Source organism: Brevibacterium sp. FAM 27836, assembly GCF_051351055.1.
Classification (GTDB): domain Bacteria; phylum Actinomycetota; class Actinomycetes; order Actinomycetales; family Brevibacteriaceae; genus Brevibacterium.
Genome location: NZ_CP195711.1, coordinates 4,036,790 through 4,056,145 on the forward strand (window position 1 = coordinate 4,036,790; position 19,356 = coordinate 4,056,145).

Annotated in this window: 19 protein-coding genes; all 19 read right to left on the minus strand. The window is 69.1% G+C overall.

The genetic code is table 11. The features are described 5' to 3' along the window. Positions 1–19 precede the first annotated feature (19 nt). A complete protein-coding gene (locus ACSE4D_RS18055; protein ID WP_127363256.1) occupies positions 20–1,495 on the minus strand; it encodes an SCO6880 family protein in 1,476 nt (491 codons plus the stop codon). A 4-nt stretch (positions 1,496–1,499) separates the two neighbouring features. After that, positions 1,500–2,918: a conjugal transfer protein TrbL gene (locus tag ACSE4D_RS18060; protein WP_436326342.1), complete on the minus strand. Its 1,419-nt coding sequence runs from the start codon at positions 2,916–2,918 to the stop codon at positions 1,500–1,502. Positions 2,919–2,955: 37 nt separating this feature from the next. Continuing rightward, a complete protein-coding gene (locus ACSE4D_RS18065) occupies positions 2,956–3,225 on the minus strand; it encodes a DUF6112 family protein (RefSeq protein WP_127363258.1) in 270 nt (89 codons plus the stop codon). Positions 3,226–3,352: 127 nt separating this feature from the next. Beyond that, on the minus strand, positions 3,353–3,619 hold the full coding sequence (locus ACSE4D_RS18070) for a DUF6112 family protein (protein WP_127363259.1): 267 nt from the start codon (positions 3,617–3,619) through the stop codon (positions 3,353–3,355). Further along, positions 3,619–5,289, minus strand: a complete 1,671-nt coding sequence (locus ACSE4D_RS18075) for a M23 family metallopeptidase (protein ID WP_127363260.1) — start codon at positions 5,287–5,289, stop codon at positions 3,619–3,621. The genes ACSE4D_RS18070 and ACSE4D_RS18075 overlap by 1 nt, the downstream gene beginning before the upstream one ends. 32 nt (positions 5,290–5,321) lie before the next feature. Then, positions 5,322–6,002, minus strand: coding sequence for a hypothetical protein (locus ACSE4D_RS18080; RefSeq protein ID WP_127363261.1), 681 nt, complete (start codon positions 6,000–6,002; stop codon positions 5,322–5,324). A gap of 57 nt (positions 6,003–6,059) precedes the next feature. Continuing rightward, positions 6,060–7,127, minus strand: coding sequence for a ParB N-terminal domain-containing protein (locus ACSE4D_RS18085; RefSeq protein ID WP_127363262.1), 1,068 nt, complete (start codon positions 7,125–7,127; stop codon positions 6,060–6,062). Positions 7,128–7,163: 36 nt separating this feature from the next. After that, the gene (locus ACSE4D_RS18090) at positions 7,164–8,036 is read right to left on the minus strand and encodes a hypothetical protein (protein ID WP_127363263.1); all 873 of its coding nucleotides are present in this window, start codon (positions 8,034–8,036) and stop codon (positions 7,164–7,166) included. A gap of 98 nt (positions 8,037–8,134) precedes the next feature. After that, on the minus strand, positions 8,135–8,527 hold the full coding sequence (locus ACSE4D_RS18095; protein ID WP_127363264.1) for a hypothetical protein: 393 nt from the start codon (positions 8,525–8,527) through the stop codon (positions 8,135–8,137). Next, complete coding sequence (locus tag ACSE4D_RS18100) at positions 8,508–9,425, minus strand: DUF2637 domain-containing protein (protein WP_127363265.1); 918 nt, start codon at positions 9,423–9,425, stop codon at positions 8,508–8,510. The genes ACSE4D_RS18095 and ACSE4D_RS18100 overlap by 20 nt, the downstream gene beginning before the upstream one ends. Continuing rightward, the gene (locus tag ACSE4D_RS18105; protein WP_436326343.1) at positions 9,422–10,360 is read right to left on the minus strand and encodes a bifunctional DNA primase/polymerase; all 939 of its coding nucleotides are present in this window, start codon (positions 10,358–10,360) and stop codon (positions 9,422–9,424) included. The genes ACSE4D_RS18100 and ACSE4D_RS18105 overlap by 4 nt, the downstream gene beginning before the upstream one ends. Next, positions 10,360–11,466: an ArdC-like ssDNA-binding domain-containing protein gene (locus tag ACSE4D_RS18110; protein WP_127363267.1), complete on the minus strand. Its 1,107-nt coding sequence runs from the start codon at positions 11,464–11,466 to the stop codon at positions 10,360–10,362. Before ACSE4D_RS18110 ends, ACSE4D_RS18105 begins: the two co-directional genes overlap by 1 nt. A 216-nt stretch (positions 11,467–11,682) precedes the next feature. After that, positions 11,683–12,561, minus strand: a complete 879-nt coding sequence (locus ACSE4D_RS18115; protein WP_436326344.1) for a helix-turn-helix domain-containing protein — start codon at positions 12,559–12,561, stop codon at positions 11,683–11,685. Positions 12,562–12,803: 242 nt separating this feature from the next. After that, positions 12,804–13,118 carry a metal-sensitive transcriptional regulator gene (locus ACSE4D_RS18120; protein ID WP_127363269.1) on the minus strand — a complete coding sequence of 105 codons (315 nt, stop codon included), beginning with the start codon at positions 13,116–13,118 and terminating at the stop codon, positions 12,804–12,806. 40 nt (positions 13,119–13,158) lie between these two features. Then, positions 13,159–15,348 carry a heavy metal translocating P-type ATPase gene (locus ACSE4D_RS18125; RefSeq protein WP_127363270.1) on the minus strand — a complete coding sequence of 730 codons (2,190 nt, stop codon included), beginning with the start codon at positions 15,346–15,348 and terminating at the stop codon, positions 13,159–13,161. Between the two features lie 108 nt (positions 15,349–15,456). Beyond that, positions 15,457–15,726, minus strand: a complete 270-nt coding sequence (locus ACSE4D_RS18130) for a YHS domain-containing protein (RefSeq protein ID WP_127363271.1) — start codon at positions 15,724–15,726, stop codon at positions 15,457–15,459. Between the two features lie 36 nt (positions 15,727–15,762). Continuing rightward, a complete protein-coding gene (locus ACSE4D_RS18135) occupies positions 15,763–18,093 on the minus strand; it encodes a heavy metal translocating P-type ATPase (RefSeq protein ID WP_127363272.1) in 2,331 nt (776 codons plus the stop codon). Beyond that, complete coding sequence (locus tag ACSE4D_RS18140; RefSeq protein WP_127363273.1) at positions 18,083–19,084, minus strand: heavy-metal-associated domain-containing protein; 1,002 nt, start codon at positions 19,082–19,084, stop codon at positions 18,083–18,085. The genes ACSE4D_RS18135 and ACSE4D_RS18140 overlap by 11 nt, the downstream gene beginning before the upstream one ends. Before the next feature lies 1 nt (position 19,085). Then, positions 19,086–19,298 carry a heavy-metal-associated domain-containing protein gene (locus ACSE4D_RS18145; RefSeq protein WP_127363274.1) on the minus strand — a complete coding sequence of 71 codons (213 nt, stop codon included), beginning with the start codon at positions 19,296–19,298 and terminating at the stop codon, positions 19,086–19,088. Positions 19,299–19,356: the final 58 nt, after the last annotated feature.

The following is a 19,356-nucleotide window of genomic DNA, read 5'->3' on the forward strand; positions in this document are numbered from 1 at the left end:
CACCCGGAGAGAGCAGCTGTCAGATGTGGCGGGCCAGAGGCAGGGCGGCGGCGGTGAACGCCTGCGCTTGCTGCCCGACCAGGCGGCGGGTTTCGCAGGAGGCTTGGATCGCGGCCTGCTCGATCGCCGAGACCGCCGCGTCCAGCTCCTCGCTGCTCGGTGCCGAGACGGCGATCAGCCCGGTCACGCGCAGCACCCCGTGCCCGGCAGTCAGGTCGGCCTCCTGCTGGAGCACGTCCTCGTACTCGGCGGTCTGGGCGGCGTCCTCGATCTGCCCGATCCGCCGCCGCTGCGCCGCGTCAGAGATGTGCTCGACTTTCTTCTTGCGAATGTCGCGGGCGGCCTGGTCGGTGCGCAGCGGCGTGTAGAGCAGCGACAACGCCCGCCCGATCCCGGAGGAGAGCACCATGGGGGCGAGGAACCCCGGATACACCATCGACCGCGGCCACTCCGATATCCATAGGACCGTGTGGTGGGCGGAGTCGGTGCGAAGGTTCGTCCATGTCTCGGTCACCGCGACTGGCCCCGCCGTCGCCAGCGACTGCCCGAGCTCCCCGTGACGCTCCAAGGTCGCCGCGACCGCCGGGTCGTACGCCGAGCGGAGGATCACGGCGACCTGCCCCGGGGTCAGCCATCCGGTCGAGGTGAGGTCGGCGGCACGCAGCGCCGCGGTGAGAGTGCTCATCTCTTGCCGTAGTACCGCGGCGGCCCCGCGCAGGCTGTCGCCGGCGGTCCGGATCTGGCGGGCGGCAGCCTTCATGTCCAGGCTGAGGCTGATGGTGGTGGCGTGGCGTTCGCCGGCAGGGCCGGCGCGGTCGATGAGTTCTTGGTAGGTGGTCGACGCCCAGGAGTCGTCCTGGGTGCCGTGGGCGGCCCACCATTCCGCCAGGCCCGTGCCGGAGTCCGGCAGGGTGCGCTCCAGCACCTGGAGGGTCGCGATCCGCCCGGAGCGGCACACGGTCGCGAGCACCCGCCCCCAGGAGGTGACTCGGCGGTGCTGTTCGGCAGGGTCGAGGAGCACGAACGCGGGATGCCGGATCTCACACACCACCGTCAGCGTGCCCTGGTGGGGGTCGTGGATCATGCCGGCCCCGGTCTCGGGGTCGATGTGCTCACGCAGGCGTGCCATGTCGCCGGGCAGGGCGAGGGTGCCGGCGGGGCGGGGTGCGACGATCCGCCGCCGGTAGAGCAGTTGTCCGCCGGTGGTGCGCCAGAGCCACCAGCCGGCCACGGGTATCCATTCCACGGCCGGGCGGCCTGCGATGGGCATCCAGGTCAGCACCGCCGAGAGCGCCCAGACCGGGGCGGTGTAGGCGATGAGCATCCCGCCGCCGGCGTAGAACGCGCCCACCAGTGCGAGCACCCCGATGCCGAGGGTCACGAGCTGGGAGGCGGACAGGCCGAGCAGGATGCCGCGGCGGGTCAGCCGGGAGAACTTCACCGGCACCAGCTCGGTCCCCGGGCCGGTGTTCTCGGCGTGGTGTTTCGTGCTCACGGTCTCACTCCTTTCCGCCCGCCGGCGGCCTCGTGCCGCCGTCGCTGGCCGAGGGCTTCGGCCCGGATGGGGCGTTCGGCTGGGGATTGCGATGTGGCGGTGCCTGCGATGCCGGCCCACCGCTGCCATTGCTGGTGGTGTTGGCGCTGTTCTGGTTCGCGCCATCGGCGGCGGTCTCGGCCTGCCCGCCGACCTGCCTACCGGCCTCCGGGCCTGCGGTGGCGGCCTTCTTCGCGACCTGCGCGCCGATGACCACGGCCGCGGCCGGACCCGCAGCAGCCCCCGCGCCCGCCGCACCTCCGCTGCCCGCGCCAGCCCCGGCACCAGCGCCTCCGCCGGGCGGGGGCGGTGGCGGGTTCCCACCACCTCCGCCACCTCCTCCGCCGCCAGGGGGTGGTGGCGGATTCCCACCGCCTCCGCCACCGCCGCCTCCGCCACTTCCTCCGCCGCCTCCGTCGTCGAGGACTTTCTTCGGGCCGTCGCCCTGCGGTTTGGTCGGGACCGGGACGGGGCGGTTCATCGCGTTCTTGGCCTCTTGTTCGGCGCCCATGGTGTTGTAGAGGTCGAAGCCGAGGAACGCGATGACGCGGTAGACCATGTACGGGGCGAACGCGGCGATGGCGAGCATGACGATCCCGGTGATCGGCTCGGTGATCGCCGTCAGATCGGCCTCGATCGGGGTCGCCATCTGCGTGATCGCGATCAGGAACACCACCACCAGCACCAACTTGCTGATGATCAGGGCGAGGACGAACGCCGCCCATTTCCCGATCCAGGAGCGGCTGGCATCCCATGCCGCCCCGGCGAACGCCAAGGGTGCGAGGACGATCGCGATCAGCAGCAGCGCCTTGCGGATCAACAGGCTGAACCAGACGATCGCAACGGCGGCGACCATCAGGCCACCGAGGAAGATCGTCACGATTGCGCCGACACCGGGCGCGGCGACGTTGATGCCGACCAGTCCGGCCGAGAGCAGGATGATCTTGTCGCCCATCGTCTCGGTGGTCTCGCCGGCGGCCTGGATGATCCCGATGGTGAGCTGGTCGGTGATCTCCAACGCCAGCGCCGTCAGGGTGAGCACCACAAAGCTGCCGAGCACCGCTTTCCCGGCGCCGAGCGCGGCACGGGACAAGGCGGTGGGGTCACGGCGGATCAGGCCGAGGATGAGCTGGAAGCAGAAGAAGATCAGCACGATGAACACGCCGATCCCGAACAGCAGGTTGTAGACGGAGACGTAGCCGTCTTGGGTGACATCGACCAGCGTCGTGGTGTCGAACACCGCCCACATCGCTTCCAGCAGCCAGCCGGCCGCTCCGCCGACGGCTTGGGCGAACCAGTCGAACGGAGCCGAGATCAGCGACGCGGCCGCTTCACCTGCGGAGTCGCAGACGTTGGAGATGACGGGCAGATCGCACAGCGCCATCACACACCTCCCTCACGGGTTACGGGATGGATGGCGGTCAGACGGCTTGGCCGACGTCCCAGAAGAAATTGATCAAGGTGACGCTGGCGCCGCAGATCACCGCGGCACCGCAGGAGATGAGGACGCCGATCTTGCCGCGGCCGGAGAGGTGCGGGTTGCTGCTGTTGGAGCCGAAACCCCACACGATCGCCGAGACGATCAGGGCGAGCACGGACAGGATGAGGCCTACGGTCATCACGGCGCCGACGATGTCGCGGAGTTGCTCGATGCCCGGAAGACCGGACGAGTTGGGGTCGATGTCGATCACGGCTAAACTCCTCTGGAAGAGAACGGATACGGTTCTGCCACCAGGTGCACCACCACCCGCCAGCGCACGAGAAAGGGCCCGCCCCGGGCCGAACAGCCAGGACGGGCGCAACGCGTGCGGGGTGGGGTCAGAGTTGTTGGCCGATGCCGATGAGCCAGTTCATCCAGGCCACCCCGGAGCCTGCGAGGATCGCCGCACCGAGGGCGACGAGCACACCGGTGCGGGCCTTGCCGGCCGCGTGGTAGTTGCCCGTCGAGGACGCGATCGCCCAGATGATGCCGGAGACGATGAGCATCAGCACCGCGATCACCAGCACGAACATCAACAGCGCGCCGATCACGCTCTCCAGGTCACCGATCCCGCCCAGTCCCTCGAAATCCGGGAACACCTCCATCACGCACCCCCGACCGAATCGGCGACGGTCACATGCGAGTGATCGAAATGTCCGCCGGTAATGGAGCCGGGGTCGTGCATGCCGCCGCCGTCGTAATCACGCCACCCCTCGTCGTCGCGGGAGAGCGACCAGATCTTCCCATCCCAGATGAGGTACTCCACCCCGAGGACTTCGGCGTGGGTCTTCATCCAGTTCGTGACCTCCCACCCCTGCTCGCGCTGCGCCGGGGTGGGCATCTGCCCGATGGCATTGCCGAATGCGATGTCGCAGGCCCGCCCGAGCGGATGTTCCGAGACCGAGCCGGGGCGAGGTGAGTAGCAGGCCCAGGTCGTCTCCGGGAACGCCGCGGAGGTCTGCTGATACAGGTGCAGGGTGCGGCGGGTGATCTGCCCATCGGTGGTCGGGTCGTCCACCAGCTCGTCCGGGTTGTCGCCGGTGAACGGGTCCGGCTCCCCACCCGGCCCGCTGCCGGTCTCGGGGTCGCAGTCGCCGCCGGGTGGGCCGGTCTCGGCTTCGGGCAGATCGGCGGCATCGTGCTGATTGAGCCAGGCGGCAGGGTCGATGTACTCCCCATCGGTGCCACCGTCACGGACCTCGAAATGCAGATGCGGGCCGGTCGACATGCCGGAGCTGCCGACATCGGCGATGTGCTGCCCCGCGGTCACCGTGTCTCCGGCGGCCACGTGAATGCCGTCCTCCCAGGAGTGCGCATACGCGGTCGCCACCGTGGCCCCGCCGATGGTGTGCTCGATGACGACCAGACCACCGTATCCGCCGGAGAACTCCGCCACCGTGACGGTGCCGTCGGCGGCGGCGAGGATCGGCGTGCCATCGGCGGCGGAGAAATCCGATCCGGTGTGGAAGGACTCTTCCCCAGTGATCGGGTGGACGCGCGGCCCGAACGGCGACGTTGCCGTCCAAGTGCCCTCCGGCAGCGGGAACACCACTCGCGATGACTCCGCCAAGGCCGGGGCGATCGTCGGGCTGCCGTCTGTGCTACCTGCTGCGGTCGTGCCGGTGGTCGGGCCGATCAGGGCGTCGAGGATCGCGACGGCGACCGGGCTGTAGTTCTCATACCGCTCCGGGTGGGCCGAGACTTCGACAGCTTGGGCGGCCTCGCCTTTGCCCATCTGCTCCCAGCCGGGAATGTCCAACAGTCCGCGCGGCGATCCGCCGTTGGGTCCGTCGGGTCCGCCGAAGAACGCCTCGGCCTGGTAGGTGGTGTCCATGAGTTCGGCGACGGTGCCCCACCCCGACTGCGAACGCATCTGAAACAGCCCCAGCGAGTCGTTGTCGCTGCCGTCGCCGTCGTTCGGGTAGTCCGCGGATTCCGGGTAGGCGCTGGTGTTGGCGAGCTGGCGCAGCGTCGATTCGGTCAGGGCCGCCATCAGCGCGATCTGGAGCCCGTCGCGGTTCACGCCGTCGATGCCGGAGCCGGTCTCGATGATCGTGGCCGCGTGGGTGAGCTGCGTCTTGTTCAGCGTGAACTGTTCGCCGTCGCGGGTCTGCACGGCGAGCTCGTCGGGGACCTCGCCGACGGTGAAGCTCCCGCCGGAGACCGTGCAGGCCGCGGTGAGGGCGGGGTTCATCAGCAGCCCGATCCCCACCATGGACAGCAACGGCGCTGCCAGCACCAGGGCGAGCAGGCCGATGGCGAGCTTCTTCAACACCACAACACCTCCTGATCTCTCTCGTGGCCAAGTCAGCGCAGCGGGTTGTCGAGCTCGGACAGACGCAGCAAGTGGCAGGTGTCGTAGGCGGGCTTGCAGATCACGAACACGGTGAACGCCACCTCGTGCGCGCTCGTGACGGGTTCGTCGTTCCAGAACCCTGCGCGGTGGCGGATGCCTTCGATCGTGATCGCCGTCGTGCCCGGCGTGAGTTGCCCCGGCCGCGCCTGCTCCTCGGCCTGTGCCCAGGCGTCCGGCACGAACGTGTCGGTGATCTCCAGGTGCTGGGTGGTGGCGTACGGGCGCAACTCGACCCACGCCTGGCGAGTGGGCAGGTAGGCGGCGATATCCGATGCGAGGCCTGCTTGCTCGGTGCCGGTGGGATCGGCGACCTCCATCAACACCGCCGTGTAGTCCAGCGGCATGAACCCGGCCCCGGTATCCCACGCGAACACCGAGGTCGCCACGTTGCGGGCGAAGGTCTCCGGGTCACTGCTGGGGACCACCGGCGCGATCCGGTCCGGGAGCGCCGGTCCGTCCTCCGACGGAGCGGACGGTGCCGGACGGTCGTCGTCGTTGTCGTTGGGTGGTCCGGTGCGGGGGCCTTGGATCAGTCCGTAGATCCCGACCCCGGCGAGGATCAGGACGGTCAGGCCCGCGGCGAGCAGGACGATCAGGCGCTTGCGGGGAGGGGTGTCGGCAGAAGTCTTCATGCCGCCCAGGTGCACGAGCCCCGCCCCACACGGCGGGTCCGGGCTCGCGACTCGTGGTTACAGCGCGCGCAGGTGCCGCCGCGCCGTCCCCGTATCGCCGTCGGCCGCGGTCTGCGCGGTCATCTCGCCGCCGGCATCATCACCATGGCCGGGGTGATCGCCGGTCTCGGCGGGGTCGATGCTGAGGAGGGGGCGCAGGTGATCGGCGAACGCTACGGTGCCCTCGACGACGGTCAGGAAGATGGTGGCCTGTTCGCCGGTGAGCTCAGTTGCGAGCTCGGCGGGGTCGTAGTGGGTCCACCAGTCGGTCAGCGAGGTCCAGGTCTGCACGAATGCCGCCACCGGCCACCGACCCGGCACCTGCGCCGGCGCGGACTCGGCGGTCGTGTCCTTGCGCTTCTTGGTATGGCCCGGGCCGGTGACGCGGGCGACGGCTTCCTCGGCCAGCGCGTGCAGTTCGGCCTGCCGGGCCTGCTCGGCCTCTGCGGCCGCGGCGCGTACGCGCTGGTAGGCCGGGTCGACCGGTCCACCCGCCTCGATTCCCGCCAGCTCCGTCGCGGCCAGCACACGCAAAGACTCCGGGGTGCCGGGGTCGTCGGCGACCCGTTGGACCTGGTTGATCTTCTCCAACGTCGTGTGCGAAGCGCCGCCGGGGATCATCGCCGCGGCTTGCTCGCGGGTCTTGCCGACCGGCCCCAGCGACGGGGGTGCAAATTTTGCACCCCCGTCGCTTCCGGGTTGATTCTCGCTGGAGAACCGGGTCGCGGCATCACGTCGTTCGGCGTCCTCGGCCATGAGCTGTTTGAGTTCGCGGTAGAGGGCGGCGGCTTCGAGCTGGGTGAGCGGCTTGCGGTGGACGTTCTCGTCCTGTTCGGCCAGCAGGTGCCCGAGTCGATCCGAGACACCCCGGCGGACCCAGACGCTGACCGTGCGCCAGCGCAACAGTCTGATCGCTGCGAGTCGGCGCCGCCCGCACACCAGCACCCCGTCGGTGGTGACGGTGATCGGCTGCAACAGGCCGTGCTGGCGGATCGACTTGGCCAGCGCCTCGATATCGCCCAGATCGGTGCGGTGGCGGGTGCCGACCTGGATCGAATCGACCGTGCGCTCCAATTCGATCCCCATCGCCACTCACCTCCTTCCGATCCGCGTGTTGTCTGCCTACTTGCGGCCCCGGTCGGGAGCGGCCAGGCACACGGTGAGCACGAGGTCGTCATCGCGCAGCAGCACGGGGAGGGTCTCGCCGATCACCAGCCGCAGCAGCACGCCCCGCCCGGCGCTGGTCGCCGCCAGGCTCGGGTGTGGGTTGCCGAGCAGCGCTTTCAGCAGGGCCGTCCAGGACCGGGCGGGCAGATCGAGCAGCGCACGGGCGTACTGGTCACGGCGCAGGTTCTCGTAGGCGGTATGCCGCGCCTCGGCCTTGGCCAACGCGCCGCAGATGTGCTCCACGGACGCCCGCGCGGTCGCCGGCTCCCAGCCGAGCATCGTCACGAGCGCGATCGCGTCCTCCAGTGCCGAGGACGCCGACATCGACGCCTGCGCCCCGCCACCGCCGCCGCTTCCGTTGCCGGCGTCACCGCCTGCGGGGTCGGGTTCGGGGTCGGTGACCTGGAACGCCGGGTGATACTCCGACAGCGGTGTCTCACGGTCGGAGATGCGCTCGGCGTCGTGGAACGCGGAGATGTGCGGACGGCGGGCCTGGTGGGTCGAGCACAGCAACCCTTGGGCGCGTTCCTCGGCGATGCAGGTGATCCGCACCGCGTGGGTGACCACGCCCCACGGATCGTGTGCCTCGCGAGCCGAGCGGGTGCGCATCACATCGAACGCCGCGCTGGCCGCCTCCCACGGGTCCAGCCCGTGCTTGCGCGCCAGCGCGGCGTACTTCTCCGCGGCGAAGCGCATCAGTTCGGCGGCGACCGGATCAGCCGCCCACGCTCGCTCGCCGGCCTCGTGCAGCCGCCTCAGCAGGGCGCGCAGCCCGGCGCTGGTCGTGTAGTCCTCGTGCGGGACGTTCGTGGCGTTGGTTGTGGTCATGGTTTCGGCTCCTCCTGGCGAGCAGGTGCACGCAGCCACTCCTGTGCCTGGAGCGCGGCGTTCGGTGTCGTCGTTGACGATGGTCATGGCCGGTCACCTCAGCTCATCCCGACCGGGCCACGCCCGGCACCCTCGCGGCTCTTGCCGCGTCCGAACGCCGACAGCGGTGGCAGCTCCCGCGCCCGCTCACCCAGTCGCTCCGCCCCGCGGGCGAGCGGGTCATGCGCCTTCTGTGCCAGGTGGGTCTCGAAGTCGATGGCCCGGCGGGAGGCGATCCCGCTGCCGCGGGCCAGCAGGTCCGACGAGCGCACCCAGTCGACCCCGCGGGCCCGCCGCTTCGGGTCAGCGCCCTCGGCGTTCGGGTTCTTGCGGTCGACGTCGGCGGCCTGGATCGCCTCCGGTGCGCCCGTCACCTCCACCGGTTCAGGACGTGCCGTCTTCGGCGTCTCGTGCCGGGCAGCGTGGTCGTGTTCATGCTCGTTGGGGTTCATGCTCGGGCTCCTTCTCCTTGTCTTCTTTCATCTCGGTCTCTGATTCGCTGCTGGGGGTGCGGGGGAACCAGCGGCCCACCGTCGAGGCGTGCACCCCGAGTTCGCGGGCGATCGCCTTGTTCGACCAGCCCGCTTCCCGCAGCGCCACGGCCCGCTCACGCCGACCCGGCACGCCAGCCGACTCCGGCTCGGGTAGTGCGGGCTCGGTGAGATCGGAGCCGGGCGACGGCTTTGGCGTGGGCTCGCCCTGGGGCTTGCTCTGGGGCTCCGGCCGTGATGTCGGAAACGGTGCGCCGGACGGTAGTGCCGGCGGTGGTGCCTCCGGGTCGCCGGCGGCAGCCGACTCAGGGTGCTCGGGCAGCTCGGGCAGCTCGGGCGGCGAAGCCTGAGCGTCGTCCTTCTCCCTGCCCGTGCTCACGGTGCCGGTCAGCGCCGGTCCAGTAACGCGAGGCTCAACGACGGGAGGCTCAGTGGCGGGAGATTCGATGGTCGTCTTGGTGGAGCGGGTGAGGACGACGGTCAGGTGCGTGGACGCCAGCAGCACCAACGGCGGCACCGCGGCGACGATCGCGGCCAGCAGGGCCGGCACCGACGCGGTCGCGGCGACGATCGCGTGGGCGGCGTTCGCGGTCACCGACATTCCCGCGCCGGCGATCAGCAGCGCCCACGGGTACCAGGCCGAGCGGTGCCCGTCGAGGGCGACGACCGCGACGGTGGCGACCACGATCAGCCCGTCCACCAGCAGCGGCCAGATCCACGCCTGCCGGGCGTCGATGCCCGAGCGCACCGCGAGATCGGCCAACGCGACAAAGCTCAGCCAGAACGCGCCACCGCCGATCAGCACCGTGCCCGACGCCGCGGCGACCACCGCCCACCGGCGCCCCGACCCGGCCGTCATGACAACCCCCGGGTCGGTTCCGCCCGCACAGCAGGACGCGCGAGCCCGAACGGCGACCCGGCACCCCGCTCGGCCCCAGAGGCAGCAGGGGTGGTGGTGGTGGTGGTGGCGACGGCGCGGTAGGCGGAGTGGACGGTCGTCGTGATCTCGCGTTCGGCCAGCCCGGCCTGCGAGGCCGCGGCGCACAGTACCTCGAACGCGTCGTCTCTGGGCATGCCGTTCTCGGCGAGCTTGCACGCGGCCCAGAAGAGCCCGGCGTTGCGCTCGCCCTCCTGCCGACGCGCCACCCACGATGCCAGCCGGCCCACCATCGCCTCCGAGCTCGCGACCGGCCCCTCCCAACGGGGCCGAGGCGGCGGCTTCGGATCGAGGAAGTCGCGCAGCCGGCCCGCGTCCAGCGGCCGGCCGTCGGGCGGCGCGAACCTGGTGGGGCGATAGAGCACGCTGTCGCCGCCGATGAGGCGGCGGGAGGGCGGGACGATGATGTAGCCGCGGTCCCCGCGGAAGTCGATCCCCGCACGCCCGGCCTGCCACGACGTCTGCTCACCGTCCCCAGCCGGGTAATAGATGTGCAGGCCGCCGGTCGGTGAGCGCACCAGCGCCTCCCACCCGTTCACCAGCCCCGCCCGGCGCGCGCGGCGAAAAGCCGCGTAGCCGTTGACTCCGTGCACATCGACGTCCACGACCACCACACCGGAGGCGGCACCGGTGGGCATCCCGATGTTCGCGGCCGGGAACCGCGACCACCACACCTGCACCTGGGTCAGGTCGGTGGTCGCGTCTTGGAACCCGCGCCGGGTGATCGGCTGCTTACCGTTCGGCGCGCACGGAAACACCGGCACCCCCGCCCTCGCGAACGCCGCCGCGGCATCCGGCAGCGGCCAGGACGCATCCATCCGCCGCACCGCGTCGGTGAACCCGCTCCGGCGGCTCATCACAGCCCCCGCCCCTCAGTACCCACCCGCTCACGGGCGCGCTCGGGCTCCTGGAACGGCTTGACCCGCCGACCCGGCGTCTCACGCTCGGAGGGCTTGCGCTCCGGCGTCTTCCGGGTCGGACCATCACGGTCAATGCCCGGCGGGGTGCCGTCGGACACCTGGGCAGTGTCGAGCTGGTCGAGAACCCCGGCGGCGGTCTTCCGCACCCGCTCGCCGGTGGCTTTGACGACCTCGACGGGTTCCTTCCCGTCGACGTTCGCCGCCCACCCGGCCACGTACGGGATCGTGTACCCAGTGGTGTCCATTCCGTGGGCGGCGCCGATCATGAGCGCGACGGACTCGGCTTCGACCTCGCCGATCCCGCGATGCAGACGTGCGTCTTCCTGGTCGGGATCGTGCATCAGCACATGTGCGAGCTCGTGGGCGAGGGTTTTGACCTGGGCGGCGGTGTCCATGTTCTCCCGCACCGCGACCGTCTTGGTGTCGAAGTTCGTGAGTCCGTTGGCCCCGTGGATCATGCCCTCGTGCGGCACCGACATCACGGTGAACCCGGTCGCCCGCACCTGCTGCGCGAGGCCGTCCCAGAGCCCGTCGGGTGCTTCACCCTCCAACAAGGTCGGCGACGGTGCCTCCGAGATCGGATCGCCGCCGGTCTGGGAGACATCCCAGACGTAGGCGGGGCGCACGCCGACCATCCGCGAGCGCACCACCTCGCCCGGCTTCGGCTTCTCACCCCGATTCAAGCGATACCAGGACGCCGGATCTGAGGGGTTCGCGGACGCGAACCTCCCCGTGACGGGTGCGAGGATCTGATACCCGGACTGGCCCTTCGCGACCTGCCGACCCAGCTGCTGCCACTGCTTGTACCCGGCGACATAGGTCGGGAACGGCTCGGGAACCTGTCCCTGCTCGAACGCCGCCTGATGCTGTTCCCAGATCAGCAGAACATTGTTGAACGAGCGAGACCGGAACCGGGCTGCGAAACGCAACGCGTCAGCCCAGTCCTCGCCCGTGACGAGCTGCTCGACCGCACCGGTCAGCTTCTCGTGGAGCTCATCGAGCTTCTCGTCCCGCTTCTGACGGGCCTCTTCCCTCGTCGCCATTGTTCGGCCTCCTCCCGGTAGACCAGCCACCAGGGGGTGATGGCGGCTGGTCTTGCACCTGCGAGGTGAGCCAGGTGTATCCGGAGAGTCGAGACGGTCAGCGAACGAATAGAGCGGTAAGTTGGCCGTCAGGAACGCGGAGGCACCTGACGCTTGGACAGTCCGGCCTACCAGCACCGACAGTGCCGTGGCATCGACCGCCTGGCATGGGGTCGTTTAGGTGGGCACCGACGTCCCGTTCGTGGGCACCCCACCGCTCGTGGAGCGCATCGCCCGATACCGGCTTGGGGTGATCCCGACGCACTCCCGGAACGCCGCCGACGCACGGTTCCGGGAGCGCCACCCGACCCGCCGCCCGGCCTGCTCAATCGTCAGTTCCGTCTCGCGCAGCAAGCGGGCCATCTCCTCGACCCGCAGCATCGTCAGATACGTCAACGGCGTCTTCCCGTACGCATCCACGAACACCCGCGAGAGCTGCTTCGAGGACAGATGCACCATCGCTGCCAGCTCCGACAGCTCCCAACCCCGAGCGATGTCACTGTGCAGAGCATCGCGAACCTGCCTGGCTTCGGCCCGCAGCGGCCTGAAACGGCGATCCCTGGGCAAGGTAGGTCGGACCCGTGCACGCTGGTGCGGCGAAGTCCGGTACGGAGTGATGCGAATGAATGGAGCCACCTGGTCGATAACCGCGTGCCACAACGCCTGCATCCGATGGAACCGCTCCCGGTAGGCGCCATCGACGCTGAGCGCGACGAGTTCATCCAACCAGGGCATCAACATTCCCGAGCGGCCCTCACCGAGGTGGAGCACCTGCGCCGGTTCGGTGTAGTTCGTATCGGCGAAACCTTGCGCGTCGAGGCGGTCGCGGAGCACGTCGGCGTGCTGCCAGAACAGCTGATCGAGCAGGAAGTCAGTGTCGGCGTAGATCGTGGTGACCGTGACGTGTCCTTCCGGTTCCGACCCGCAGAGCACATTGGCCCCGAGCAGCACTACGTCACCGGGGCTGACTGGTCGTTCCCCGAACTCGCTGAACAGGATCGCCGACCCCGACCGGATCACGATGAGCTTCACGCAGTCGTAGGCGACGGGACCCATCGGGCGATGGATCGTACGTGTCCGAGCGATCAAGGGGTCGTAAGGCGTCATGTCGGCCCCCAGCGCTTTCGTGATGCCGGGAACGGAAACAGGTCGACGTTATCGGCGACTGTTACGCGTCGTCGTCGATGCGGTGATGACCCATTTCACGGCGTCGCAGCAGCGACTTACCGAGACGCTAATCTGTCCTGTGTCGAGTGTGGATCGCAGCGCGCGGCCGATGATGCCCATGACGTTCCTCCTCAGGATTTGACGAGTCTGGCAATGGCGTCGGAGGCTTCCTTGAGCTTTACCTCGACCTCGGCGCCGTCGTGCTGGATGGCTCCGGCGACGCAGTGTTTGAGGTGGTCATCGAGCAGGCCGAGAGCGACGTTCTCCAGTGCTGAGGTGATCGCGCTGATCTGGGTGAGAATGTCGATGCAGTACGCATCCTCGTTGACCATTCGGTGGATGCCGCGGGCCTGGCCTTCGATGCGTTTGAGCCTCGCGAGGTAGCGATCCTTCTCGGTGATGTAACCGTGAGTGACCTGAGCGGCTGTGTCAGTCAAGATGTCCATGTCAGGTGTCCTCCTAACGGATGGGCGGATAGATGACCGCTCACGCGGAGTGGTCAAGGATTCTGGACGTGCTGGCTTGCGGGGTGAGGTCGAGTCGGCGCAGCAGTTGAGCGTTGAGGGCGACGACGACAGTGGAGACGGACATGAGGATCGCGCCGATGCTCATCGGCAGCACGAACCCGATCGGTGCGAGGACGCCCGCGGCCAGCGGGACGGAGATGAGGTTGTAGCCGGCCGCCCACCACAGGTTTTGCTTCATCTTCCGGAAGGTCGCTCGGGAGAGCTCGATGACGGAGAGCACGGAGCGTGGATCGGAGGAGGCGAGGATGACGCCGGCCGATCCGATCGCCACGTCGGTGCCCGCGCCGATGGCGATGCCGACGTCGGCTTGGGCGAGCGCGGGGGCATCGTTGACGCCGTCGCCGACCATCGCGACTTTTCTGCCCTCGTTTTGGAGTTCGGCGACCTTGGCGGCCTTGTCTTCCGGGCGGACCCCGGCGAAGACGCGGTCGATGCCGAGATCCTTCGCGACGGTGTCGGCGACGGCCTGGGCGTCGCCGGTGATCATCACGACCTGCACCCCGGCAGCGTGTAGTGCATCGACGGCCTCTCGGGACTCGGGCCTGATCTCGTCGGCCAGCCGCAGAGCGCCGATGACCTCGCCGTCGGAGATCACGTGCAGGATGATCGCGCCCTCATTGCGCCAGGTGTCGGCGATGGGGAGTTCGTCTTGCTGGTGCTGGTCGAGCAGGTAGGGGCCACCGACCTCGATGACGGTTCCGCCGACGGTGGCTTTGACGCCGACTGCCGGGGAGGAGGAGAAGTCCGAGGCTGCGGGCACGTCGAGTTCTCGGGTGCGGGCGGCTGTGACGATGGCGCGAGCGAGCGGGTGTTCACTGTCGGCCTCGGCTGCGGCAGCCAGCGCCAGCACCTCGTCTTCGGTTCGGTCGCCTGCGGGGTCGATGGCGGTGACGGTGGGCTCGCCCTTGGTCAGGGTGCCGGTCTTGTCGAACAGCACCGCGTCCACGGTGCGCATGGACTCCAACGCGAGGCGGTCCTTGATGAGCACCCCGCCGCGGGCGGCGCGCTCGGTCGCGATCGACACCACCAGCGGGATCGCGAGTCCGAGCGCGTGGGGGCAGGCGATGACGAGCACGGTGATCGTGCGGACCACGGCAGTGTCCGGCAATCCGACCAGTGACCAGATGACAGCGGTGATCACCGCTGCTCCCAGGGCGAACCAGAACAGCCACGCGGCCGCGGTGTCGGCGATCCGTTGCGCGCGGGAGGACGATGCTTGGGCATCGGTGACGAGCTTCTGAATACCGGCAAGGGCGGTGTCATCGCCAGTGGCGGTGACCTCGACGCGCAGCCCGGAATCGGTGGCGACGGTGCCGGCGACCACCCGGTCACCGGTCTCCCGGCGCACGGTCTTGGATTCGCCGGTGACCATCGACTCGTCCATCGACGCCGACCCGTCGACGATCCGCCCATCGGCGGGCACCGAGGAACCGGGCCGGACGATCACCACGTCGCCGACAGTGAGATCGGCGGGGGCGACCTTGACCACGTCGTCGCCGTCGATCTTCTCGGCCTCGTCGGGCAGCAGCGCGGCCAAGGAATCCAGCGCCGAGGTGGTCTGCGCGAGGGAGCGCATCTCGATCCAGTGACCCAGCAGCATGATGACCACCAGCAGCGCCAGTTCCCACCAGAAGTTCAGTTCGTGGTCGAGGATGTGCAGGCTCGCGCCCCAGGAGGCGAGGAACGCGACGGTGATCGCCAGGGCGATGAGGAGCATCATGCCGGGCTTGCGAGAGCGGATCTCGCTCAGCCCGCCGGTGAGGAACGGCCAGCCGCCCCAGAAGTAGATGACGGTGCCGAGGATCGGTGAGATCCACCAGACCCATTCCGCTTCGGGCAGGTGGTAGCCGATGAGGTGGGCGAACATGTCGTTGAACGCCACGACCGGGACCGCGAGGACGAGCATGATCCAGAACAGGCGGCGGAACTGCCCGACGTGGTCTCCGTGCCCGGCATGCCCATGCTCGTGCCCGCCGTGGTCGGCATGGCCCGCGTGGGCATCATGATCGTCGTGGGGGTCAGGAGCCTCGCCATGACCCGGGTGGTGATCGTGGTGGCCGGCGTGCGTGTCCGGCTCGTCGTGGTGCGCGTGCTGAGCGCCCACGTGCCCAGCGTGCTGGTGCGATTGTGTCGAGGGATCGTTGCTCATGGGTCTCGTCTCTTTCATTCATCGCCTCTGTCCCCAGGTTGGCGACCGGGGCGAAGGTTCCGCGCTCCCGTGCGCGCCTGCTCGATGGGAGCGCGGAACCAGATGCCGTTAGGCGGCGTTCGCGTAGCGGTCGGGATCGGCGTCGAACAGGGGGCCGCAGGCGGCGCAGCAGAACCAGTACCGCTGGCCCTGGTAGTCGCGGTAGAGGCCGGCTTCCTCCGCCTGCGCCTTGACGACCGGGGTGCCGGCCATCACCTTGCATTCGGTCATCTCATCGGCCGGGGTGTGTGCGATGGCCTCCGCACTGGGCGTGTGGCCGCAGCAGCTCCCGCCGCTGGAGGAGGTGTCGGTCAGGTTCAGGTTCTCGTGTGCAGTCATCGTGTTTCCTTTCGTGTTGTGTCGATGACGGATGGGTCAGGCGTTCACCGGCTCGCGGGCCGGTGCCGGTCCGGCGGGTGCCGGAGCGCTGGTGTCGTCCGCGCGGGCCTTGAACGTGCGTAGCCGCAGGCTGTTGGAGACGACGAACACGCTGGACAGGGCCATGGCCGCGCCGGCGAGCATCGGGTTGAGGAGTCCGAAGGCGGCGAGTGGGATCGCGGCGGTGTTGTAGGCGAAGGCCCAGAACAGGTTCGTTTTGATCGTCCGCAAAGTGCGCCGGGCGAGCCGGATCGCGTCGGCTGCGGCGCGCAGGTCGCCGCGCACGAGGGTGATGTCGGCGGCCTCGATCGCCACGTCGGTGCCGGTGCCCATGGCCAGGCCGAGGTCGGCCTGTGCGAGGGCGGGGGCGTCGTTGACGCCGTCGCCGACCATCGCCACGACCTTGCCCTCGCCCTGGAGACGGGCGACGACGTCGACCTTGTCCTTGGGCATGACCTCGGCGATCACTTGGTCGATACCGACCTCGGCGGCGACCTGCTCGGCAACGGCCTGGTTGTCACCGGTCAGTAGCACCGGGGTTAGGCCTAGCTCCTTGAACTGGGCGATGGCCTGCGCGCTGGTGGGCTTGATCTGATCGGAGACGACCAGGACGCCACGCGCCTGTCCGTCCCAGCCGACTGCGATGGCGGTCTTGCCCTCGGCCTCGGCCGTCTGCTTCGCGGTCCGGAGGTGCGCATCGAGGTGGATCGACCAGTCCGCCAGCAGTGATTCGCGTCCGGCGACGACGGCGTGGCCGTCGATGATTCCCTGCACGCCCTTGCCCTCGATGTTCTCGAACGACTCGGGGGCGGGCAGGTCTCCGACCTCGGAGGTGGCTCCGGCGGCGATGGCCTGGGCGATGGGGTGCTCGGAGTAGTCCTCCAGCCCGCCCGCGATGCGCAGCAGCTCGGTCCGATCCACGCCGCCTGCGGTGATGACGTCGGTGAGGGTCATCTTTCCGGTGGTGACGGTGCCGGTCTTGTCCAGCACGATCGTGTCGACCTTGCGGGTCGATTCCAGGGTCTCGGGGCCCTTGATGAGCACGCCCATCTGCGCACCCCGTCCGGTGCCGACCAGCAGCGCGGTGGGCGTCGCGAGGCCGAGGGCACACGGGCATGCGATGATGAGTACCGCGACCGCCGCGGTGAACCCCGCCGAGAGTGGGAACCCGGCCCCGATCCAGGCACCGAGGGCCGCGACGGCGACGGCGATTGCGATGGGCACGAAGACGCCGGAGACCCGGTCGGCGAGGCGTTGGATCTCGGCCTTGCCCGACTGCGCGTCTTCGACCATCTTGGCCATCTGGGCCAGCTGGGTGTCCGAGCCGACGCGGGTGGCCTTCACGACCAGGCGGCCGCCAGCGTTGACGGTTGCGCCGGTGACGTTGTCGCCCTCGGAGACCTCGACGGGCACGGATTCGCCGGTGAGCATGGAGGCGTCGATCGCGGAGTTGCCGGAAGTGATCGTGCCATCGGTAGCGATCTTCTCGCCGGGCCGGACGACGAACTCATCACCCACGGTCAGCTCGTCGATGGAGACTCGTTCTTCCTGCCCGTTCCGGAGCACGGAGACTTCCTTCGCGCCAAGCTCCAGCAGTGCGCGCAGGGCTGCGCCGGCGCGGCGTTTGGAGCGCTTCTCGAAGTAGCGGCCGAGCAGGATGAAGGTGATCACCCCGGCGGCGACTTCGAGATAGATGTGCCCGAGCCCGTCGGAGCGCGAGATGGTGAGCTCGAACGGATGGACCACTCCGCGATCGCCCGCGGTGCCGAAGAACAGGGCGACGATCGACCAGATCATCGCCGCCGTGGTGCCGACCGAGATGAGCGTGTCCATTGTCGCTGCCCCGTGACGGAGGTTCATCCACGCGGCCTTGTGGAACGGCCAGCCTGCCCACACCACCACGGGGGCAGCCAGCGCCAGGGAGGCGAAGCCCCAGTAGTCGAACTGCAAGGCGGGGATCATCGCCATCGCGATGACCGGAACCGCCAGCACCGCGGAGCCGATGAGTCGCTGTCGCAGCGTGCGCAGCTCGGCGTCCTCGGCGGATTCGCCCTCGTCGCCCTCTGCCGAGGCCGAGCCCTTGGGCGGCTTCGGGAGGGCGGCGGTGTAGCCGGTCTTCTCGACCTCGGCGATCAGCGCGGCCGCGTCGAGGTCGGTGCCGGTGACGCTGGCCTTCTCGGTCGCGTAATTCACCGACGCGGTGACGCCGTCGAGCTTGTTGAGCTTCTTCTCGATTCGGTTCGCGCACGAGGCGCAGGTCATGCCGCCGATCTGCAACTCGATCCCCGCCGCGCTGCTGGCGTTGCCGGTGGTCTGGTCAGTGGCCATGGTCTGCTCCTTCCTCATGCTTATCGCCGGTGTCCGGCTCGGTATCGGAGTGCTCGCCGCCGGAGTGGCCGCCGTTATCACCCGCGCCGGTGGTGTCGATCACCAGAGGCGCGGTGTGAACCTGTCCGTCGATCTGGAAGTCCAGGTACAGCAGGTATCGGCCCTCGGTCGGTGCGGTGGCCTCGAACACGATCTCCGGGCCGGAGGTCTCGCCGGCCTGTGGTGCATCGCCGTGCGGGTGGACGTGCAGGTAGGCGAGGTCGCCGTCGCGCAGGGCGACGAGGTGGCCGAAGGCGCCCAGGTAAGGCTCCAGTGTGGTGACCGGCTCGCCGTCACGGGTGATGGTCATGGTCAGCTCCGATGTGGAGCCGGCGACGAGGTCACCTTCGACACTGACGTCGAAACCGTTCACGCTGGTTGTCGCAGCGGGTTCGGCCGGTACGGGATCGTAGTCGCCCGCCACCTGCACCGAGGTCGAGAGCGTGATACCCTCCCCGGTCTCGGCGGGCACGAAGTCCGCGAAGACGCGATACGACCCGGCGGCTTCCCACTGCCAGGGGATGGACCAGGTGCCGTCATCGTTCATCTGCGGGTGGACGTGGCGGAAATGCTGCCCGTCGGCGCGGACGGCGATCAGGTGCAGCTCCTTCTCGTGCTCCAGCTCGAAGTCGGTGACCGGGTTCCCGTCCGGGCCGGTGACCGTCAGCAACAGCTCGCCTTCGGTGCCGGTAGCAGTCGGTGCGCTCACCGCGGTGAGCTGGTAGCCGTCCTGTGCGAGGCCCAGGCCCAGCGACGATGCGCCGGCGTTATGTCCTTCATGCTCGTCGCCGTTCATGGCGTCTCCTTCCTCATGGTGCGTGTTGTCTGCGGTGTCTTCTGCCCAGCTCTGCACGGTTTCCTCGGGGATGACCGCGTTCGCCGTGAATCCAGCCACGGCGAACACGGCCACGAGGACCAGCCCGTACAGGCTCAGCCGTGCAGGCGCCTTCATCTCAGCTCCTCACCGCGGCATAGCCGGCCTCGTCGACGGCCGCGATCACCGCGGCGTCGTCCACGGACTGTTCGGCGGTGACTGCCAGGCGGCCCGTCTGGGCGCTGACGTCGATGCCGGTCACGCCGGGGATCTCGGAGACCTCGGCGCGGATCGCGGTCTCGCAGTGCCCGCAGCTCATCCCGGTCACCTGGTACTCGGTCTTCGTGCTCATGATCCACACTCCTTCACTCGTGTATGACTTCATCAACGCAATACCCCACGGGGGTATT